Below are 19,904 nucleotides of genomic sequence, written 5' to 3'. Positions count from 1 at the left end.
GGTCATGATACCAAGCAATGCTGGGACGTAGCCAATAAGGTCGTTCGCGACATGAGTGGCACCACTGCAACTGGACCATCTGGAAACACGACGGTCGGTTCAACAACGTCGCCCGGCGCAAGCACTGGCTCTCCTTCCACACCTTCTGCCGCGACCAGTGCCAACGCCAATGCCTCAGCGCGTCCACCAGGAATACCGGACTGCTAGGCTTCCGATCACGGCGAGTAGACCGTCGCTCGGTTGTGGCGAGCCCGCCGCCCGCTTTACGGGGGTCTTTGCCCATATCGAAAATTGACGCCGCAGCGCCGCGCCGCTCATGAACATGTGGCGGCCGGCCTAGCCCTGGATTCTTTGGCATCGTGCACAGCGGCCGATCGCTCTTCGCGGGATCTCGCTTTTTGCGTTGCTCTAGGCGACATCCTGACGACGCAGCTATTCGAAAGAAAACATTTATCAAAAGGTAAGCCGGTCTGTCATTTTGCGCCAGGCGCATTTCCGACATTGCACTCCGCGTGATCCGGCGTACTCTATGATCGCAAGCAGAAGTGCAACGACAACCCAACGAACGTGGACTTGTAGCTTCTTTGGCGATTTTCGCCGGAGAGATCGAAGCTTGCTGGGAACTCACGCGCGATTGGAGATGAATCGATGAGGCACTGAACTGCATGCAACTCACGGTCGGCGCTTGAAAAATGCAGGTCGATAAACAAAAACGGGAGGACGTATACATGAAGAGGCGGTGGCGCAAATCTGGTTTACCTCTTGTTGCCATTGGCGCGACACTGATTGTGTCGTCAGCATTGGCTCAATCCGTGGATACAGCTCGGATCGAGGCCGCTGGTCAGAATGATTGGCTGACCTATCACGGCTCTTACAAATCCTATCACTACAGCCCGCTGGCGCAGATCAACGCAAGCAACGTCGGCAATCTGGGTGTTGCCTGGATCCATATTCCCGGACGCTCGACGCGCGGCCTGCAATCAATGCCGCTCGCGGCCGACGGGGTTCTTTATTACACGGGCTCCTACAGCCGGGTTTTTGCGCTAAACGGCGCGACCGGCGAGGTGATCTGGTCCTATTTCCCTGAGCTCGACGAGGCGCTGATCGCGCGCCAGACCCATTCCCCCTACAATCGCGGCTTGGCGCTCGGCGAAGGCAAGGCCTTTGTCGGCACGATGGACGGCCGTCTGATCGCACTCGATATGAAGTCAGGGAAGGTTCTCTGGGATACCAAGCTGATCGATTCGCAAAAACTTACAGTCGGTTTCACCGGTGCGCCGCTTTACGCGAAGGGTACGGTGATCATCGGCTCGCAAGGCGGAGAGTGGCCGGGCCGCGGTCCGATATTTGCTGTCGATGCCGCCACCGGCAAAAAGAAGTGGGAGTTCCTGACGGTCGCAGGCACTGATGAAGCGATGAAGTCCTGGGGAAACGATTCCTGGCGCACGGGTGGAGGTGGCGGCTGGATGCCGGGCACCTACGATTCCGAGACCAACACGATTCTGTGGGGCACCGCCAACCCGGCGCCGCTCTACGATTGGTCGGGCGCCGACTACAAGACGCAAGGCGCGCGGCCCGGCGACAATCTCTACACGACGTCGGTGATCGGTCTCGATCTCGATACTGGCAAGCTGAAGTTCTACCATCAGGAGCTGCCTCATGATGCCTGGGATTTCGACAGCGCCGTCGGCGAGTTCTTGATGCTCGATCGTGACGGTCAGAAGCTTGTCGTCCATCCGAACAAGAGCGGTTTCATCTTCGTCTATGACCGCAATCTCGCCGTCAAGAACGTTTGGCGGCTCGTTGAGAACATCAATTTCGTCAAGGATATCGACCCCAAGACGGGCGCGCTGATCGGCCGGCGCGACTTCTCCGCGGGCAAAGTGACCGAACCGCCGCTGTGTCCATTCATCGGAGGTGGCGTCAGCTGGAATTCCGGCTCGTACAGCCCTAAGACCGGACTCTATTATAAAATCGGCCAGGAATGGTGCATGACGCTCGATATCCAGAAGACGACGCCTGTCACCACGCCACAGGTCCAGCTCAACATCGGCGCCGATTTCAAGATGGCGCCGCCTCCGGGCGGTGAGATCTATGGTCACCTGGATGCGCGCGATCCCGTCACCGGGGCGAAGAAATGGGAGGTTCGCTATCCCGAGCCGCCGCTTGGAAGTGTGCTCTCGACCGCGGGAAATCTCGTGTTCGTACCTGACTCCCGCGGCACACTTCACGCCTACGATGCCGAAACCGGGGGTGAACTGTGGAATCACTCCGACGGAACCGGCCATCAAGGCGGCATCATCAGCTACTCCGCCGGAGGCAAGCAATATATCGCCGTGGTCGCGGGCTTTGGCGGCATGTTGTCCGACGAATATGCGCCAAATTTCGGCGGCGTTTACAAGAGCATGCCGCGCGACGACGGTGCGCTCATCGTCTACAGCCTGAAATAGGCTATCGCAAATTGATCTGCCGGGGAGCGGGCGCAAGCTTGCTCCCCGGACGTTGAACTCGCCGGACGTGTTTCAGGACATGGAGCTGGATGCCTTGAAATCGCAATCGAACAAGATCACCGCGCTGCGATCGGCGCTGTTGGGCGCTTCGTTATTGTGTCTCACCGGGTTGGTTCAAGCGCAGCCTGCTACCCCTGCGCCAGAGAACGGAACGTTCGATGTCGAGCAGTTGTTCGCGGGGACCTGCGGCTTTTGCCACTCCGATGGCGGACGGGCTGCCGGCAAGGGGCCGCAGCTGATGAATTCGCCGCGCGATGACGATTTTCTGCACAACCGCATCAAGCACGGCAAGCAAGGCGCGATGCCGGCATTTGACGGCGCCCTCACCGACGCGCAGATCGACCAGATCGTCAAATATATCCGCGCCTTGAAGCCGCGCGAGGGCTGAGCCGCTGGGGCCCCATCTACGCGGGGACGCGAATGAAGACAATTCTTCTGCTCGTCATCGGCGCCGTCATCGGAATGTCGGGGCCAGCGCAAGCGCGGACCCTGGACGCGATCCGTTCGTCCGGCGTGCTCGGGCTCTGCGCCCATCCCAACTCGCTTCCCTTCGCGAGCAAAACCGGTGATCCTCCCGGCTTTCAGATCGAATTGGGTCAGGCGCTCGCGCGCGAACTCGGCGTCTCGCTGAGGCTAGATTGGATCATCACCCAGTACCAGATGCGTAGCGCCGGCTGCGACATTCTCCTGGATGTCATCGCCGACCGCGACGCGCAAGGCGAAACCCGCTTGAGAATTTCAAAGCCCTACTATCGCACTGGCGTCGCGCTGGTCGTGCCGTCATCCAGCCCACTCACCTCGTTCAAGAGCCTCAACGAGCATACCAAGGTGGGAGTGCAGGTCGGATCCGTCGCAGCCATGATCATCGGTCAACGGCACGTACCCACGTCGACCTTTGGCTTCGAGAGCGACAGCCTCGACGCCCTGTCAAACCATGAGATTGACGCCGCTGCGGTCACGCCCACGTCGGCGAGCTATTTCAATCTGACGCACCCGGACAAAGCATTTCGCATCCTGGATCGCGACGAGACCGTGGCCGATCTCAACTGGAATGTCGCCGTTGGCATGGTTCGGCCGGATGATGCACTGCGCGAAGCCATCAATGGAGCGCTTGAACGGCTGCGAAACGACGGCACGATTGGTCGGATATACGGTCGTTACGGGGTCGTACTGCAAACGCCGAAGTAGCTGCGCGACAGTCTCGGCAACCCGGCAATCAATGGTGGGCATCGAGAGGCAGTGGGATTGTGGTCCGCCGGTCGACAACTTTCTCCGTTGGTTCCCCGCGCGCGGTCCTCAGCAGACGCGATATTCTCGCCGGTATCGCGGGAGGTGCCGCGATAGGGATTGCGCCGGTATCCGGTCGGGAGCTGTCGAAAATTGGTCTCCAGCTCTATACGGTCCGCGATCTGCTGAAAGCCGACTTTGACGGGACCCTACGGAAGGTTGCCCGTCTCGGCTATCGCGAGGTGGAGTTTGCCGGCATTCTCGGCCCCAATGTGCGGCGCACCCGGAAACTTTTGCTGGGCCTGGGTCTCACTGCGCCGTCGCTGCATATCGACTACGGCAACCTGCGAGACAATACCGGATCATCGTTCGACATCGCTCATTTGCTTGGCAGCCGGTTTGTCGTGTGTCCATGGCTGGACCAGTTGGAACGGCAGACAATCGACGATTGGAAGCGGATTTGTGACAGATTGAATAGGATCGGTGAATTGGCGGCGCGTTCCGGGCTGACACTTGCCTATCATAATCACGATTTTGAGTTCGCGAACCTCGCAGGTGGCGTCCAGCCTTACGACATTCTGCTCAGCCGTACGGATCAGCGCTTTGTCAAGTTCGAGCTCGATGTTTACTGGGCAACCAAAGGAAACCTCGATTCCGTGAAAGTCTTGAAGACACATCCATCTCGATTCCGCTTGGTGCATCTCAAGGATATGGCGAGCGACGGATCGACCACCGAGCTAGGCAACGGCACGATCGACTTCGCAAAAATACTCGACGCGTCGTTTCGGTGCGGCGTGCAGCATTTTTTCGTCGAGCAAGATGTTTCGGCCGATCCGTTGCAAAGTATAGAGACGAGCATCGCCTTCCTTCGCCACACGCGTATTTCGCCGCGAACGCCCCGATAGTTTCGTAACGCGAATTGAGGACCCGCAATGAGCGAATGCACTGCCGAGTTGCCACATGCGCCAACACCTCCAGCGCCTGGCCCGGCAGACAAAAATAAGGGCGGGCCACCAGCCCTGAGATTGCCTCGAATTAGCCTCACTGCCGTGGGGCTATAAGCCATAAGGGAGACTGCAATGCTCCGCCTCGTCGCTAAGTTCGCCGCAGCGTCGTGTATTTTTCTCGAGGTTTCCAGCGCCCACGCAGAAGACATAAAGCGCGTCACTGCCAATGGGACTGAACTTGCCTACGTGGAAGTTGGTCAAGGCGAACCGGTTATATTTGTTCACGGCGGTCTTCAAGATTACCGAATGTGGCTGCAGCATCTTCCAAAGTTCGCCGATCGCTATCGCGCCATTGCCTACAGCCGCCGCAACCACTTCCCAAATGAGGCAAGTCCTGAGAGCATGCCGGATGGCGCTGCGGATGCGCACGGCGAGGATCTTGCCGCGTTTGTGCGGGCTCTAGGCTTGTCGAAGGTCAGGGTCGTTCCGCATTCGTCTGGCGCGCATGCGGCGCTTTTCTTTGCCGCCGTGCATCCGGAAAAGTTGGTCAGCCTGACGCTCAACGAACCGCCCGCGACGGGCATCCTGGCCGGCGTTCCCGGGCTCGGCGACATGTTGAAAGAGTGGGGCAATGCCCAGGCACCGGCGAGGGAGGCAGTCAAGGCAGGCGACGTGAAAACCGGCATACCGCTGTTCGTGAACGCCGTCGGCGGACCGGGCGCCTATGAACGTCGATCCATTGCCGACCAGAAGATGAACTTCGATAACGTGGCGTCCTTTCAAGCCGACGCCACAACAAAACGCCCGAGGCCGGCGTTCACGTGCGAAATGGCCAAGTCGATCAATGCGCCAACGCTTCTGTCCAATGGCGAGCGAAGTCCCAAATTCTTCTATCGAATTGTCGACCAGCTAGAGACCTGCCTACCAAACCGCGAGAGGATCATCATTGCCGGAAGTTCGCACACCGTGCCTGCAGAAGCTCCTGACGCGTACGACCAGGCTGTCCTTACGTTTATCGGCAAACATTAACACCGTAGTCCGGTTTGGATCACGAGCGTCGCCCTCTACAATAGTCGGTTGTCGGACAATTTCCGCTATGTCCTGTTAGCGACCGAGTTCTTGTGGCGGTGCAATACCGCTCAGGGCCAACACCGGATTGTTGGAGCACGCGCCACCTTGAGTCCGCCCTCTGGGCGATGTTTACTTCCGCTGCGGTGGCGGGGGTACACCGAATGCAATGGAGGCTGTCATGCTGCGCACCGCGCTCTGCCATCTGTTGGCGATTGATGTGCCCGTCTTTGCCGCACCGATGGGGTTTATCACCGGGCCCGAGCTTGCGGCAGCGGTGAGCAACGCTGGCGGACTCGGCATTATGTCATTTAGCGGCAACCCGCCGCCGGTGCTGCGCGAGGAGATTGGGCGCCTGCGATCGCTCACCGAAAAGCCGTTCGGGGTCGGTATATTGCTGAGTGGACCGCATCTGCCATTTCCAATCGAGGCGGTCATCGAAGTGTGCCTCGAGGAGCGGGTTCCAGTCCTCTTGACCTTTTGGGGCGATCCGACTCCCTTTGTAGGCCCAGCCCAAGCGGCAGGGGTGAAACTGATCGACCAAGTCGGCTCGGTTGCCCACGCGCGAAGAGCTGCTCATGCCGGGGTCGATGCCATCGTTGCTCAGGGTGTGGAAGCCGGTGGCCACCTGGCTGGCGATATTACAACAATGGCGCTGGTACCGCGGGTCGTCGACGCGGTGGCTCCAGTTCCCGTCATTGCAGCCGGAGGCATTGCGGATGCGCGGGGCTTCGCCGCCGCTCTCGCTCTCGGAGCGCAGGGCGTGATGATCGGAACGAGGCTGATCGCTACGACAGAAGCCTACGCGCATACGGTCTATAAACAGAAGGTTATCGATGCAGCGGAAGATTACACGGTGCGGACGACGCTTTTCGGTCACGGCTGGCCCAATGCCCCTCATCGCACACTGCGCACGCCCTTTGTCGAACGCTGGCTGCCAGATGAGGCGCGCGGCAGTGAGCAGCGGGCCGATGAGCCGCAGATTGGCGAGACGAAAGTCGGTGGCCGGGCGACGCCACTCTTGCGCTTCATGGGCTTTCCACCGACGCCAGACGCCTCGGGCGACCTGGACTCGATGGATTTTCTAGCGGGACAGGGCGTCGGCTTAGTGAATGAAATTAAGCCTGCAGCGGATGTCGTCCAAGAACTGGTCGATGGCGCCCGGCGGCTGGTTTTTCAGCTCGCTCAGTCAACTCGAGCACCAGACGAGTGACTGCTTTGGGGGTCAAAAGCGGCGTTGAGGCAGGCGTCGTTGCGCGTCCGGTCTACCGCCGTAGTTGCGTTCGGAAAATGGTTCTGCCTGCTATAGCTAAGGGCTAATCGCGCCGCTCTGCTCCTGATTGCGGGACTTTCGGGTTACCGCCGAGTGCGGACATGAAGCTCTCCTAACCCAGTGATGTCGCCAGTGACCGTCAATGACAGCCAGTCCTCGCGCCGCTGGGTCGCCCGAGCGTTCGGACGTCCCGGCCGTCGTCACTAAGCCGGCTGTGGCCGTCATCGAATTGATGGCGGCCTTTGGGCGTGAGATCGAGCCACATGAAGGCACCCATCAAATTTTCAATGCCACGGGAATATGCCGAGTACGTGTGGAAGATCTCGCCAGCCTCGTTTTTGGCAAATATGCTGGCGCCCATCATGTCTTCGCTGCTCTTGAGCGGGATCGTGTCGTAATTGAACTTGGCTGTGCCAGCGGCCAGGTCCTCCTTTTTGAATGACACCCCGAAATCAAAGTTGAAGTCGCTGCCATAGGATGACACCCACGGAAAGGTCCAGCCCAAAGCGCGTTTCACTTGCTCGATTCGCTCGATTGGCGCGCGTGAAATCACAGCAAATGACAGGTCGGCATCATGGAAGTGCTTGCGCGCGGCGTCGAAATGATCGGCGACGAACGAGCATCCTTTGCAAACGTGATCGGAGCCCGGGGTCAGCATGAAGTGATAGACGGCGAGTTGGCCGCGACCATTGAACAGATCGGCAAGCGTGTACTCGCCATCCGGTCCCTGGAAGACGTAGGGCTTCTCGATTTTTACCCACGGCAAATGGCGTCGCTTTTCTCTAAGTTCGTCGAGCTTGTGCGTCATCTTCTTCTCTTCGACGAACAATGCCCTACGTGCGGAAAGCCATTCCTCACGCGAGACGACTTTGGGTGGAGCGAGGGTGCCTGCTGCCATAGTCAAGACTCCTCTGATTGTGGGTTCTAAAACGTAGGTCCTCGCCGATCGGTTCCTTGCTTGCCTGGCCATTGCGCCGCCGGCTAAGCTGCCCCCCCCAGCGTCCGAGATGGCTGCTGGACGACCTGCATGTCCGAGTCGGGTCAATCGGGTCGATGAGCCGACAAATTGGCGGCGGCTCGGAGCACCTGTTCGATCTCAAATGTCAGCACGACCTCGTAGGATTGGGCCGAAATCATCGCGGACCGGGCCAATAGGAAACGTAACAGATGTGCGGTAGAATTATAAAGAGGCCACCAACTGAGGCGAGCTCAATTCAAGTGACGGCGATACTTCTTGATGATCTCGCGAAGGTCAGGACGGAAGAAGCGCGATGCGCGGTCGGCCCAGTACCTTTTCCATCCACCCGCCACGCTATATGGCCCGGTCGGAGCAAAGAGATTTCCCGTCGTCGGTGAGTCATGATCATCCTCGAATTGGAGCGCAGGTGCGGCGCGCGCAACGATGCGTTCGACCAGCATGGGTGCGAGTCGAAATCGTCTTGCACCGCACGGCCGGACTATACAGGGGTCACAACCGGCCGATCACGACCAAGCAACGTGACATCCGGTTCATCCTCCGAAGCTGACGCTGACGGCTACACACCCCACCTACGCCGCCTTCAACACCGGCGGCTGCGACGGCCGGATCAGCGCGAACGCGACCTGCACGATGCCGCCGGCGAGGCCGAGCGCGACGCCGATGCGCCAGGCCATGGTGTATGAGCCGAGCGCGTCGTAGAGCACCCCTCCTCCGTAGGCGCCGAGGAAGCTGCCGATCTGGTGGCTCATGAAGGCGAGGCCCTGGATCATGGCCTGCCAGCGCAGGCCGAACATCTCGGCGACGGCGCCCGCAACCAGCGGGCCGACGCCCATCCAGAGAAAGCCCATGATCGCGCCGAACAGCAGCGTCGAGAATGGCGTTGCCGGCAGCATGAAATACCAGGCGAGCGCCAGCGAGCGCAGGATGTAGATCGCGCCCAGCAGCGCCAGCTTGTTCCAGCGTTGGCCGGCCCAGCCGAAGAACAGCGAGCCCAGCACGTTGAAGCCGCCGATCATGCCGAGCGTCTGTGCGCTCAGCATCGGATCGAGACCGCAGATCGCCAGATACGACGGCAGATGCGTGGTGAGGAACACCAGCTGCATGCCGCAGACGAGATAGGCGCAGGTCATCACCACGAAAGACGCGTTACCGAACGCGGTCCTCGCCGCAGCCATGGCATTGGCATCGCTGATGTCATCGGCCGCGGGCTTGGGCAGCGGGATCTGGTCGACGCGTCCGGCATACCACGCCGCCGGTATCATCAGTACCGACATGATGACGAAGCCGGCAAGGCCAATGCGCCAGCCAAAGCTCTCGTTGAGCATCTGCCCGATCGGCGCCGACAACAGCGCGCCGAGCGAGCCCGCACCGGAGACGATGCCGAGCACCGTCGAGCGCACGGTTTCGGGCACAGCACGCGCCGCTACCGACATCGCGATCGCCGCCGCGGTGCAGGCCAGCGAAGTCCCGATCAGGACGCCGCCGCCAATCATCACGCTGACGAGCCCATTGGCCGTCGCCATCAGAGAGAGGCCCACGATGTACATCAGCGCGCCCACGATCATGATGGGACGGAAGCCGTAACGCACCGTCATCGCGCCGGCCAGCGGCTGGAGAAAGCCCCAGGCGAGGTTTTGCACAGCCAGCGCCAACGTGAAATCCGACACCGAGATGTGGATGTCATGCGTCAGCGGTTGCAGGAAGATGCCGAGCGACTGCCGCAGCCCCATGCTCAGGGTCAGCATGATCGAGGCGCCGATCAGGATCGGCAATGTCGGACGCAGAACCTGCAACAGGGGCATTTTTCTTCTCCCTTTTGGGCACGGCGCGAACGCCGCCGTCTGCTTTTGCCGTTGATTTTGGTTACACAGACCTGTGTACTTAGGCTATAAAGGGCCGGTGCTGTCAAGCGAACAGGACGCGCGCTACCGCATGGCTCCCCCGCCCGCCCCACAGACGATGAAAGAGCGGATCCTCGAGACCGCCGATAAGCTGTTCTACCTGCAAGGCATTCGCGCCATCGGCGTCGACACCATTGCAGCCGAGATCGGCATCTCCAAGCGCACGCTCTACAACCACTTCCCCTCCAAGAACGCGCTGATCGCGGCTTACCTCGAGCGCCGCTTCGTGCACGCGCGCGCGTCCGACAAACCGCCGGCCGAGCAGATCCTTGCGACGTTCGATTCGCTGGAGCGGCGGTTTGCGGCCAAGGATTTTCGCGGCTGCCCGTTCGTGAATGCGGTGGCCGAGCTCGGGCCACAGGACCGCGCCGTGAAGAAGATCGCGATCGCCTTCAAGGAGAGCCGCCGCGTCTGGTTTCGCGATCGCCTGAACGAGCTCGGCGTTGCGGACGCGGAGGCGCTGGCAACCCAGCTCGTGCTGCTGGTCGACGGCTCCATCGCGCAGGACCTCGTGCGCGACGATCCTGCGATGGCCAGGGCGGCGAAAGAAGCGGCGAAAGTGCTGCTGCGGAATGCAGGGGTGGATGTCGGTAGCGATGCGAAGAAACCAATGAAGGGGAGCAAGCGCGCGCCAGACTAGCTGCTGTCGCCATATCGCTTGCTGTCATCACCCGCGAAAGCGGGTGATCCAGTATTCAAGAGACACTGAGGCTAGAACCGAAAAGCCGCGGGCGTACAGGATTCCCCCGCTGGAGCCTGTCATCGGGCTCGCCGAAGGCACGACCCGTTGGCGGGGAATGACAGCGGAGTTTGTAGGATGTTCGGGATGATAGCAGAATGCGCCTGTTTTGCCCGACGTGTCAAACGGACTTGCTGTCGGCGTCAGCCGCTTTGCTACCCGCGTAGGCCATTGATCCGACTAGCGCCGGCTACTGTGCATGGGGTTGTTTTCGCAATTATTGTGTCGCAGTAGCCTTTACGCCGCCTGCGACACCACGCGGTTGCGACCGTCGTGCTTGGCGCGGTAGAGCGCGGTGTCGGCGCGCTTGAGGACGTCGCCGACCGCCTCGCCCTTCTGCTCCAGCGTAGTCAGGCCAATCGAGATCGTGACCTCGATGCGCTTCGTCCCTTTGTGGATCGCAAACGGCTCGCCCGCGATCGAGCGGCGCAGGCGCTCGGCGACCATGCCGGCGACGTGGAGATCGGTCTCCGGCATCACGATGACGAATTCCTCCCCGCCATAGCGGCAGGCAAGGTCGATGCCGCGGATCGACTTGCGCACCCGCACTGCGAATTCGCGCAGCACGTCGTCACCGGCATCGTGGCCGTAATTGTCGTTGATCGACTTGAAGTAGTCGATGTCCAGAATCATCAGCGCCAGCGGCTTGCCGCGGGTCGCGGCCTGCTCGGCGAGCGTGGCGAGATGGCTCTCCATGTAGCGGCGGTTGTGCAGGCCGGTGAGCGCGTCGGTGATCGCCATCTCGATCGAGTTCTGCACGTTGTCGCGCAAGTGATCGGTGTAGCGGCGGCGGCGGATCTGGGTGCGGGCCCGCGCCAAGAGTTCGGTCTTGTCGATCGGACGCAGCAGATAGTCGTTGACGCCGATCTCGAGGCCGCGGAGCAGCCGCGTCGAGTTCTCGGGGTCGGCGATCGCCAGGATCGGAACGTGGCGCGTGCGCTCCAGCGAGCGCGCTTGGCTGCAGAGCCGCAGGCCATCGAAATTGTTGAGATCGAGTGAGACGATCAAGAGGTCGTAATTGCCTTCCGCGGCGTGGAACAGCGCCTCCGTCGGGCTCGGCTCGACGTCGATGGTGTGCTCGGCGGCGAGGATCGTCCCCAGCCGCTCATAGGAGGATTCGCGGTCGTCGACCAGGAGGATGCGGCCGCCCCTGCCGGTGTCGGCCACGGCGCTGCGCTCCGGCGCCTGCATGCCGATCTCGAGCGAGGTGATGGCGCGCATGCGCAGCTCGTCCGTCATCATCTTCAGCCGCGTCAGCGAACGCACGCGCGCGATCAGCACGACGTCGGAGACGGGTTTGGTGAGGAAATCATCGGCGCCGGCTTCGAGCCCCCGGTTGCGGTCGGAGGGGCTGTCGAGCGCGGTGACCATCACGACAGGAATGTGGTGGGTGGCCGGATCGGTCTTCAGACGGCGGCAAACCTCGAAACCGTCCATATCGGGCATCATCACGTCGAGCAGGATGATATCGCATTCGGCGCGCCGGCTGATCGCCAGCGCCTCGGCGCCGTTCGCCGCGGTCATCACGTCGAAATATTCGGCGGACAGACGAGCTTCGAGGAGCTTCACGTTGGCAGGAACGTCATCGACAACCAGGATACGCGCGGACACTTTGAACTCACTTCCTATCCGATAAAACGCCGGACCGTCTCAATGAACTTGCCGACCGAGATCGGCTTGGACAAATAGGCCTCGCAGCCGCCCTCGCGGATACGCTCTTCGTCGCCCTTCATCGCGAACGCGGTGACCGCAACGACGGGAATGGCGCGCAACTCCGGATCGTCCTTGATCCACCGCGTCACCTCGAGTCCCGAGACCTGCGGCAATTGGATATCCATCAGCACGAGGTCCGGCCGCATCTTGCGAACGAGGTCAAGCGCCTCGTAGCCGTTGCTGGTGCCAGTGGTCTGGTAGCCGTGTGCCTCCAACAGGTCGCGGAAGAGCTTCATGTTAAGCTCGTTGTCTTCCACAATCAGGACGGTCTTAGCCATCCCGCCCTCCTGTTTGGTCCGCAGACCCATACATGTGACGCCTCAGGCGCCGCTCCCCGGCGCTTCGAAAACTGGATTCAAACTAGCCTCAGATTCGCTCTAGTTTCGTTAAACCCGAGGGCCGACTTTCTGCGATTTGGTTTCCAGTTGCTTGTCGGGGGTCGCAAGACTCGAGGCGAAGACTCGGGCATGATGATTCCAAAGTAGACACTGAAAGTTAACGGAAAGGCAAACCGGCCGCGTGAAAAAGCCTGTTCACAACCCCCGCGAAGTCGCTGAAATCGTTGCGATTCAAGCACTGTCCTTCGTCGCCGGCGAGCCCGAGCGGCTGGGCCTGTTCCTGGCTGAGACAGGGGTCGGTCCGGAGACCCTGCGCAATGCTGCCTCGGACCCCAATTTTCTCCTCAGCGTGCTCGATTTCGTGCTGCGCGATGACGAGACCGTGAAGGCCTTTGCGAAGGCCGCGGAACTACATCCGACCAACGTTGCCGCAGCACGGCAGGTGCTGGGCGACGCGCTCGGCGACCCCACCTGGGAGCGCGACGTGCCGTGACCGAACCCGATCCGGCAGGGCCCCGCTGCTTCTGCCGGGATTGTCTGGCCGATCTGGACACGGGCGTGCGGCGCTGTTCCGCTTGCGGGTCCCCTCGCCTGGTCCGCCACCGCGCGCTATCGAGCCTGACCATCGCCCACATCGACTGCGATGCCTTCTATGCGACGGTCGAGAAGCGCGACAATCCTGATATCGCCGATAAGCCCGTCATCATCGGCGGGGGCAAGCGCGGCGTGGTGTCGGCCGCCTGCTACATCGCCCGCACCTATGGCGTCCGCTCGGCCATGCCGATGTTCAAGGCCCTGGAGGCCTGCCCGCATGCGACCGTGATCCGGCCGGATATGGCGAAATATGTCCGGATCGGCCGCGAGGTGCGCCAGGCCATGCAGGCGCTGACCCCGCTGGTCGAGCCGCTGTCGATCGACGAGGCCTTCCTTGATCTGTCCGGCACCGAGCGGGTTCACGGCACGATCCCGGCAAAGGTGCTGGCGCGCTTCGCGCGCGACGTCGAGCGCGATATCGGCATCACCGTCTCCGTCGGCCTGTCCTGCAACAAGTTTTTGGCCAAGATCGCCTCCGATCTCGACAAGCCGCGCGGCTTTGCCGCGCTCGATCAGGACGAAGCGCGCTTGATGCTGTCGGAGAAGCCCGTCGGCTTCATCTTTGGCGTCGGACCAGCCACGCAGGAGCGCCTCGCGCAGCGTGGCTTCCGCATCATCGCCGACCTGCAGAAGGCCGACGAGATCGAGATGATGCGGCAGTTTCCGAGCGACGGCCGCCGGCTGTGGCGGCTCGCGCGCGGCATCGACGAACGCCGCGTGGAGCCCGATCGCGGCGCCAAGACGATTTCCAGCGAAACCACGTTCGAGACCGACATCCGCGATTTCGCGGCGCTGGAGAAGATCTTGTGGCGGCTGTGCGAGAAGACGTCGTCGCGTCTCAAGAGCGGCGAGCTCGCCGGCTCGACTGTCACGTTGAAACTGAAGACCGCCGATTTCCGCCAGCGCACGCGCTCGCAGTCGATCGCCGCCCCGACGCAGCTCGCCGCAAAGATCTTCTCGATCTGCCGCGAGATGCTGGCAAAAGAGATCGACGGCACCGCCTTCCGCCTGATGGGCGCCGGCGTCAGCGCGCTGCGTGACGGTTCGGTCTTGGACGACACCGACATGCTCGACCGCCGCGCCGCGCACGCCGAGCGCGCGGTGGACAGTCTGCGCAAGAAGTTCGGCAGCGCTGCGGTGATCCGCGGCATTGCGTATGAGGGGCCGGAGAAGGCGCAGGAGTGATCAAGTCCTGCTCAACTCAGTCGCGTTCAAATATCCGTGCACCCGGATAGGCGCGCCGGGCATACTGAACTACCAATTGCCGATCCTGAGTTTCCACGAACGGCGTTCGGATCTGACAAGACCCGACGATGAGGTGCCACAGGCCGTTGAGCTTTCGAATGACAACGTTCATTTGAGCCTCTCCCCGCAGTGACCCGAGTGGACTCAAATTGTAAGAATCTCCCGCCGTCGCTCAATTCTACCAGTGTAAGCTCAGCGCATGAGAAGGATTAGAGGAGATATACAAAGGTATGTTGACCATTGCTCCCACAGCCTCTGTCGCCGACTCTGGCGGCAATCACGGCGCGTCTTGCCGAAGCGGGGATCAACGTGAATGCGGTTTCGGCCTTCCATCACGATCACCTCTTCGTGCCGGCGGACCGAGCCAACGAGACGATGGCTGTTTTGCAAGAGATGGCCAAAGGCAAGTCGGATAGGTAGAGCGAAGCGACACCCATCAAGCTCCATCCGCACAACAAGGGCGATGGGTTTCGCTCCGCTCTAACCATCCTACCAGTCACCTCAATCCGCGACTGCCACCGCTTCGATCTCGATCAGCCACTCCGGCGCGGCCAGCGCGGAGACGCCGACGAGCGTAGAGGCCGGCGGCTCCATGCCTTCGAAGAAGACGGAGCGGGCCTTGCCGATGATGGGGCGCAGCTCCGGCTTGTAGTTCACGACGAAGGTCGTGATCTTGACGATGTTGGCGTAGCTCGCCCCCGCCGCCTTCAGCGCGTGGCCGAGATTCTGCATCACCTGCGTCGTCTGCGCGGCAATATCGCCCTCGCCGACGATCCGCCCCTCCTCGTCCACCGACACCTGGCCGGAGATGTAGATGGTGCGCGCACCGGTCGCCGTCACGACGTGGGAATAAGCCGGATTGTGATGCAGGCCGCTGGGGCGGAGATGGTCGAGCTTGGGCATGGTGCTGGCCTCCCGAAGTTTATGGTTGGGAGGAGCCTAGCCGGAGAGGACGCCGAGGACCAGCCCAGTCATTGCGAGGAGCTTTTGCGACGAAACAACCCAGACTGCCACCGTGGAAACAGTCTGGATTGCTTCGCTGCGCTTGCGATGACACGGAGGAGACCACGCCCTCAATTACAGGGCTTGCTGTCCTTCACGTCGAACTTGCCCATCGCGCCCGAAATCACGAAATCGTTGTAGTCGAGCACGAGCTGGCGCGAGACGCCGTTTTCGTAGAGCTCGAACGCCATCGCGTAGACCGGCGTCTGCTCGCCTTCCTTCTGCTGGGCGTCGCGATCGAAATAACTGACGGTGACGGGCCAGCGCTTCAGCGCTTTCATATGCTCGTCGGAGGTCGACGGATCGGACGAGGTAGCACGGTCGGCGGGGATCGGCTGGCCGATCACGGTGAGCGTGTTGTAGACCTTCTGGCCGTCGTCGGAGCCGTCATAGACGGAGAGCTCTAGCAGCGACTTGCCCTCCTTGGCGGCGGCGATGATGCGCTGGATCTGCTCGGTCGGGAATACGATCTTGCCGTCGAGGGTGAATGTCTTCGGCGCCGGCAGCTTCAGCTTGACGTTGATGTGGTCACCGTCGCGCTCGGCCGAGCCGTCGACACGGCCGGCATCCGCCTCGTTCATGCGCGTCTCGATCTTGAAGTGGTAGCTTTTTCCGGCGGCGTCCTCCCAGGAATTGGAGCGGAGGTCGCTCAGCGTGACCTTGCCCTCGCCGCTGTCGAGCTCGGAGACCTGGCGGAATTCGGAGGTGTAGCCCTCGCAAGCGTTGCCCGTGAAATTGTAGAGGATGCGGCCGCGCGCACTGTTCACCGAGTTGGAGCGCGATTTCACGAGGCTGAGGTCATAAAGCGCCTGGTGCGCGAGGAACGGACCGTTGGCGGCCTGGGCGCCACCGCCAAAGCCGACAATGGCCGCCGCGAGCGCCATTACACCGAGCGAAATCCGGAAAAGGTGCACCATGTCTGTTCCTTGAGGACGCGTCCTTGGGGAAGCGCAGATTCGACATTTTAATGACCGTTCCATTGCGTCGCAACTGAGGCCGTTTCACGTAAAGTTGCCCCGCCCGCGTTGAACCTGCTCCCCTGCCTCAACAAAGTACATCCCCCTCCAGTTGCTTGCATGTGGCGGCACGATGGGCGAAACAGGGCGCGCCCGGCCTCCCACAGACGTGCCGGGGACGAATGGAATCCTGGACATCGAGGTCGAGACATGGCGGGCACGGTCGAGCAGAAACTGGCGGAACAGGGCATCAAGCTGCACGAGGCCCCCACCCCCGTTGCCAATTACGTGCCGTTCGTGCGCACCGGCAATTTGCTGTTCGTCTCCGGCCAGGTCTGCTTCGACCCGGCCGGCAAGCTGATTGCCAAGGGCAAGCTGGGTGCCGGGGTCTCGATCGAAGACGGCGCTGCGGCCGCTCGCGGCTGCGCAGTGAACCTGCTGGCCCAGGTCAAGGCGGCCCTCGGCGATCTCGACAAGGTGGTGCGCGTGGTCCGCCTCGGCGGCTTCATCAACTCGGCGCCTGACTTCCTGGACGGGCCCAAGGTGCTGAACGGCGCCTCCGACCTGATGGTCGCGGCCTTCGGTGACAAGGGCCGTCATGCCCGCACCACCGTCGGGGTCGCCTCGCTGCCCGCGGACGCCGCGGTCGAGGTCGATGGCGTGTTCGAGGTCGCCTGACGCGAATGCGCGCTCCGGATTGGCTGACAGCCCGGCCGGTCGCCCATCGCGGCCTGCATAACATTTCACGGGGCATCGTGGAAAACATGCCAGGCGCGGTGCAGGCCGCGATCGCAGGCAATTTTTCGGTCGAGGTCGATATTCAACTCTCCGCCGACGGCGAGGCCATGGTGCATCACGACCATGCGCTCGGCCGCCTCACCGAAGCGACCGGAGAGGTGATCGACAAGACCGCCGCCGAGCTGAAATCCGTCAAGTTCAACGACACACCGGAGCGGATGATGTCGCTCGGCGACCTCTGCGCCGTGGTCGCCGGCCGGGTACCGCTGGTGATCGAGCTGAAGAGCCATTTTGGCGGCGACCGCAAGCTGGTGAAGCGGATGGTCGAAGTGCTGGCGTCCTATGACGGTCCCGCCGTCGGTATGTCCTTCGATCCTGACCAGGTGCTGGCGCTGCGCGAGCTGCTGCCCTCCCGTCCGCGCGGCATCGTCGCGCAGCGGACCTATGAGGACGAGTACTGGGCCAAGCTCACGCAGGAGCAGCGCGACAGCATGCTGTACCTCCGCCACGGCTTCCAGACCCAGCCCCACTTCGTCGCTTTCAGAGTCGACGATCTCCCCGCCCCCGCCCCTTGGCTTGCTCGCAACCTGTTCGGCTGCGCCCTGCTCGGCTGGACCGTGCGCACGCCGCAGCAGCGGACGCGGGTCGGGCGATATGCGGACCAGATGATCTTTGAAGGGTTTGTGCCGTAAGGGCACGGCACCTCTCGTGTCCCGGACAAGCCGCGACGCCTTTAGCGTTGCGGCGCAGAGCCGGGACCATCCCGCCGCGAACGCGCTGCCCGTGGGCCCCGCTCTGCAAGCGCACCGTTAGAAGAGCGCTGCGCTGCGTCAGGCATGCGAGCGCGTTCCCGACCTCTTGAAGTCGCTGCTGCAATGCACGATCTTGGGCATGATGGCATCATCGGAAATCACGCTCGAGGCCGTACCTTCGATTGGCGAAGTGACACCGGAGGATTGGGACGCCTGCGCCAATCCCGGCAAAGCTTGTAATGGGCATGGCAAGGGAACCTCATCCGCTTTTCCAGGCGATTCCGCCGGCCTCTTAAGCTCGGCCTATAACCCGTTCGTCTCACACGCATTTCTCTCCGCCGTCGAGAAATCGGGTTCGGCGACGATCCGCACCGGCTGGGGACCGCGGCATCTCGTGGCCAAGCTCGACGGCCGCGTCGCGGGAATCGTGCCCTGTTATCTGAAATCGCACTCGCAGGGCGAATACGTTTTCGACCGCGGCTGGGCGGATGCCTATGAGCGTGCCGGCGGGCGGTACTATCCGAAGCTCCAGGTCTCGGTTCCCTTCACCCCGGCAACGGGGCCGCGCCTGCTGGTCCGCGACGGTGTCGACCGCGAGCAGATCACCGAGGCCCTGGCGAGCGGGCTGGTGGCGCTGTGCGGGGTCAGCAAGGCCTCTTCGGTGCACGTCACCTTCGCGCGCGAGGCCGAGTGGAAGCTACTCGCCAGGCACGGCTTCCTTCAGCGTACCGATCAGCAGTTCCACTGGCACAATGAGGGGTTTGCGAGTTTCGACGACTTCCTGGCGACGCTGAACTCGCGCCACCGCAAGTCGATCAAGCGCGAGCGACGCGATGCGCTCGCCGCCGGCATCACCATCCACTGGCTGACGGGCAAGGACATCACCGAGGATGCCTGGGACGCATTTTTCGAATTTTACATGGAGACCGGGTCGCGCAAATGGGGCCGGCCATATCTGACGCGCGAGTTCTTCTCGCTGATCGGCGAGACCATGAGCGAGGACGTGCTGCTGGTAATGGCCCGCCGCAACAATCGTTGGATCGCGGGCGCGATTAACTTCATCGGCTCGGACACGCTGTTCGGCCGCAACTGGGGCGCGGTCGAGCATCACCCGTTCCTGCATTTCGAGGTCTGCTACTATCAGGCGATTGATTTCGCCATCAAGCGCGGCCTCCGGCACGTCGAGGCCGGCGCGCAGGGCGAGCACAAGATCGCACGCGGCTACCTGCCGACGACGACCTATTCCGCGCACTTCATTGCCGACCCGGGCCTGCGGCGCGCCATCGACGACTATCTTAAGCGCGAGCGCGCTTATGTTGCGGAAGCCGGACGTGAGCTCGCCGAACTCGGCCCGTTCCGCAAAGGGGCCGACGAGGCGTCTTGACGGTTTGCCGTGGCTGGTGACAGTAAGCGCAAAATCTCGAGGACCCACCAATGACCGCCTACGACACCAACAACATCTTCGCAAAGATCCTGCGCGGCGAGCTGCCCTGCTACAAGGTGTACGAGGACGAGCACGTCTTCGCCTTCCTCGACATCATGCCGCGCGTGCCAGGCCACACGCTGGTGATCCCGAAGGCCCCTGCCCGCAACATCCTCGACATCAAGCCTGACGACTTCGCCCATGTCGCCCGCGGCGCGCACAAGATCGCGGTGGCCGCGATGAGGGCATTCAACGCCGACGGCATCACGGTGCAGCAGTTCAACGAGCCCGCCGGCGGACAGGTGGTGTTTCACTTGCACATGCACGTGATGCCGCGCCACGACGGCGTCGCGATGCTGCCGCCCGCCAGCCGCAAGGAAGACGCCAAGGTGCTGGAAGAGCACGCGTCCAAGCTGATCGCGGCGCTGCAAGCGGCGTAGGTCTTTCCACATCGTCATTGCGAGGAGCCCTTGCGACGAAGCAATCCAGACTGTCTCTG

21 protein-coding genes and 1 pseudogene are annotated in these 19,904 nt (G+C 62.0%); 14 read left to right on the top strand and 8 right to left on the bottom strand.

Annotated elements, in window-relative coordinates; all coding sequences use genetic code 11:
* Positions 1-728: 728 nt before the first annotated feature.
* The 6 genes from IVA78_RS08080 (at position 729) to IVA78_RS08055 (ending at position 6,965) form a co-directional block, all read left to right on the top strand.
* On the top strand, positions 729-2,450 hold the full coding sequence (locus IVA78_RS08080) for a PQQ-binding-like beta-propeller repeat protein (protein WP_247277004.1): 1,722 nt from the start codon (positions 729-731) through the stop codon (positions 2,448-2,450).
* Between the two features lie 94 nt (positions 2,451-2,544).
* Positions 2,545-2,898 (top strand): cytochrome c, encoded by a 354-nt coding sequence (locus tag IVA78_RS08075; RefSeq protein ID WP_247277003.1) that lies wholly within the window; start codon positions 2,545-2,547, stop codon positions 2,896-2,898.
* Positions 2,899-2,930: 32 nt separating this feature from the next.
* Positions 2,931-3,698, top strand: coding sequence for a transporter substrate-binding domain-containing protein (locus tag IVA78_RS08070; protein ID WP_247277002.1), 768 nt, complete (start codon positions 2,931-2,933; stop codon positions 3,696-3,698).
* Positions 3,699-3,757: 59 nt separating this feature from the next.
* Positions 3,758-4,642 (top strand): sugar phosphate isomerase/epimerase, encoded by an 885-nt coding sequence (locus IVA78_RS08065; RefSeq protein ID WP_247277001.1) that lies wholly within the window; start codon positions 3,758-3,760, stop codon positions 4,640-4,642.
* A 174-nt stretch (positions 4,643-4,816) separates the two neighbouring features.
* Positions 4,817-5,713 (top strand): alpha/beta hydrolase, encoded by an 897-nt coding sequence (locus IVA78_RS08060; RefSeq protein WP_247464988.1) that lies wholly within the window; start codon positions 4,817-4,819, stop codon positions 5,711-5,713.
* Between the two features lie 220 nt (positions 5,714-5,933).
* Positions 5,934-6,965, top strand: a complete 1,032-nt coding sequence (locus IVA78_RS08055; RefSeq protein WP_247420633.1) for a nitronate monooxygenase — start codon at positions 5,934-5,936, stop codon at positions 6,963-6,965.
* 199 nt (positions 6,966-7,164) lie between these two features.
* Here the strand turns inward: IVA78_RS08055 and IVA78_RS08050 are convergent, their stop codons facing one another.
* From IVA78_RS08050 to IVA78_RS08040, 3 genes are all read right to left on the bottom strand, one after another.
* Positions 7,165-7,923 (bottom strand): DUF899 family protein, encoded by a 759-nt coding sequence (locus tag IVA78_RS08050; protein WP_247464984.1) that lies wholly within the window; start codon positions 7,921-7,923, stop codon positions 7,165-7,167.
* Between the two features lie 311 nt (positions 7,924-8,234).
* Positions 8,235-8,444: a hypothetical protein gene (locus tag IVA78_RS08045; RefSeq protein WP_247275781.1), complete on the bottom strand. Its 210-nt coding sequence runs from the start codon at positions 8,442-8,444 to the stop codon at positions 8,235-8,237.
* Between the two features lie 129 nt (positions 8,445-8,573).
* Entirely contained in the window at positions 8,574-9,806 is a 1,233-nt protein-coding gene (locus IVA78_RS08040; protein ID WP_247275780.1) for an MFS transporter, read from the bottom strand.
* A gap of 130 nt (positions 9,807-9,936) precedes the next feature.
* Here IVA78_RS08040 and IVA78_RS08035 point away from each other — a divergent pair, with 130 nt between their 5' ends.
* Entirely contained in the window at positions 9,937-10,545 is a 609-nt protein-coding gene (locus IVA78_RS08035) for a TetR/AcrR family transcriptional regulator (protein ID WP_247275779.1), read from the top strand.
* A gap of 336 nt (positions 10,546-10,881) precedes the next feature.
* On the opposite strand, the gene IVA78_RS08030 is transcribed toward IVA78_RS08035, so the two are convergent.
* Together IVA78_RS08030 and IVA78_RS08025 are read right to left on the bottom strand one after the other, a co-directional pair.
* A complete protein-coding gene (locus IVA78_RS08030) occupies positions 10,882-12,255 on the bottom strand; it encodes a PleD family two-component system response regulator (protein ID WP_247275778.1) in 1,374 nt (457 codons plus the stop codon).
* Between the two features lie 14 nt (positions 12,256-12,269).
* Positions 12,270-12,635, bottom strand: a complete 366-nt coding sequence (locus IVA78_RS08025; RefSeq protein ID WP_027547216.1) for a response regulator — start codon at positions 12,633-12,635, stop codon at positions 12,270-12,272.
* Between the two features lie 241 nt (positions 12,636-12,876).
* Between IVA78_RS08025 and IVA78_RS08020 the strand changes: the two genes are divergently transcribed.
* Both IVA78_RS08020 and IVA78_RS08015 read left to right on the top strand, forming a co-directional pair.
* On the top strand, positions 12,877-13,188 hold the full coding sequence (locus IVA78_RS08020) for a DUF3572 domain-containing protein (protein ID WP_247275777.1): 312 nt from the start codon (positions 12,877-12,879) through the stop codon (positions 13,186-13,188).
* Positions 13,185-14,474 carry a DNA polymerase IV gene (locus IVA78_RS08015; protein ID WP_247275776.1) on the top strand — a complete coding sequence of 430 codons (1,290 nt, stop codon included), beginning with the start codon at positions 13,185-13,187 and terminating at the stop codon, positions 14,472-14,474. The genes IVA78_RS08020 and IVA78_RS08015 overlap by 4 nt, the downstream gene beginning before the upstream one ends.
* Positions 14,475-14,490: 16 nt before the next feature.
* On the opposite strand, the gene IVA78_RS08010 is transcribed toward IVA78_RS08015, so the two are convergent.
* Positions 14,491-14,646: a hypothetical protein gene (locus IVA78_RS08010; protein WP_247275775.1), complete on the bottom strand. Its 156-nt coding sequence runs from the start codon at positions 14,644-14,646 to the stop codon at positions 14,491-14,493.
* 155 nt (positions 14,647-14,801) lie between these two features.
* Between IVA78_RS08010 and IVA78_RS08005 the strand changes: the two are divergent.
* Positions 14,802-14,954 (top strand): annotated as a pseudogene (locus tag IVA78_RS08005) (ACT domain-containing protein); the annotation flags it as partial.
* A gap of 81 nt (positions 14,955-15,035) precedes the next feature.
* Here the strand turns inward: IVA78_RS08005 and IVA78_RS08000 are convergent.
* Together IVA78_RS08000 and IVA78_RS07995 are read right to left on the bottom strand one after the other, a co-directional pair.
* Positions 15,036-15,437, bottom strand: a complete 402-nt coding sequence (locus IVA78_RS08000; protein ID WP_091899125.1) for a RidA family protein — start codon at positions 15,435-15,437, stop codon at positions 15,036-15,038.
* A 170-nt stretch (positions 15,438-15,607) separates the two neighbouring features.
* Positions 15,608-16,453, bottom strand: a complete 846-nt coding sequence (locus tag IVA78_RS07995) for a cell envelope integrity EipB family protein (protein ID WP_247275774.1) — start codon at positions 16,451-16,453, stop codon at positions 15,608-15,610.
* Between the two features lie 249 nt (positions 16,454-16,702).
* On the opposite strand from IVA78_RS07995, the gene IVA78_RS07990 reads away from it, so the two are divergent.
* The 4 genes from IVA78_RS07990 (at position 16,703) to IVA78_RS07975 (ending at position 19,845) form a co-directional block, all read left to right on the top strand.
* The gene (locus tag IVA78_RS07990; RefSeq protein WP_018321130.1) at positions 16,703-17,170 is read left to right on the top strand and encodes a RidA family protein; all 468 of its coding nucleotides are present in this window, start codon (positions 16,703-16,705) and stop codon (positions 17,168-17,170) included.
* A gap of 5 nt (positions 17,171-17,175) precedes the next feature.
* The gene (locus tag IVA78_RS07985) at positions 17,176-17,922 is read left to right on the top strand and encodes a glycerophosphodiester phosphodiesterase (protein WP_247464981.1); all 747 of its coding nucleotides are present in this window, start codon (positions 17,176-17,178) and stop codon (positions 17,920-17,922) included.
* Positions 17,923-18,124: 202 nt separating this feature from the next.
* Positions 18,125-19,366: a GNAT family N-acetyltransferase gene (locus IVA78_RS07980; protein WP_247275786.1), complete on the top strand. Its 1,242-nt coding sequence runs from the start codon at positions 18,125-18,127 to the stop codon at positions 19,364-19,366.
* 50 nt (positions 19,367-19,416) lie between these two features.
* A complete protein-coding gene (locus IVA78_RS07975) occupies positions 19,417-19,845 on the top strand; it encodes an HIT family protein (RefSeq protein WP_247275772.1) in 429 nt (142 codons plus the stop codon).
* Positions 19,846-19,904: the final 59 nt, after the last annotated feature.

The organism is Bradyrhizobium sp. 137, from assembly GCF_023074095.1.
Taxonomy (GTDB): Bacteria; Pseudomonadota; Alphaproteobacteria; order Rhizobiales; family Xanthobacteraceae; genus Bradyrhizobium.
Note: the sequence above shows the minus strand (reverse complement) of the source record. Positions and strands in the feature narration are given on the sequence as shown.